Here is a 521-nt window from a genome sequence, read left to right as displayed (position 1 = left end):
AATCAAGCAATAAGCAACACCGGAAAGCGCTAAACGAACAAATGCTTCCGAGCTACCCACCGTATGATTAATGACGGCATCTCTTGGCACGTTAAAGTGGTCGTGAAGAAACTTCTTATGCAGGTCATCATATTGATCATAAGAGACCGCTGGCGCACGCTTGAGTGTCGCGTAGTTAACGCCCTCAGAGAAGTATCTATCATAAAATTCAGGACTTGCGACACAGACGTAATCCATTCGCCCTAAGTAGTCGGCTCGACATCCTGGAATGGGCTGAGATTCCAAACTGATGGCACCCGCCACCTCTCCATTTTTAAGCTTAGCAATGGTGCGAGCCTCACCATGAATCGCCATATTGAGTTCCACTTGGCGACTCTTCATTACGTCCGACAACGCAGGTAACAACCAAGTTGCAAGGCTATCCGCGTTGGTTGCAATCGAGACCGACAACGCGTGGCTGCTCTCTTCATTCATTAACTCTGGGACCAACTCATGCTCCAACAGGCGCACTCGTCGATATA

At 48.8% G+C, this 521-nt stretch carries 1 protein-coding gene; it reads right to left on the bottom strand.

Features of this window, described 5'->3' with window-relative positions:
• Positions 1 to 521, bottom strand: a 521-nt coding sequence (locus KIV40_RS29855; RefSeq protein ID WP_285352886.1) for an ArgP/LysG family DNA-binding transcriptional regulator, incomplete at both ends; no start/stop codon positions are given.

The organism is Vibrio sp. D173a (assembly GCF_030248475.1).
The sequence above is the reverse complement of the archived record's forward strand: the minus strand, read 5'-3'. Positions and strand labels throughout refer to the sequence as shown.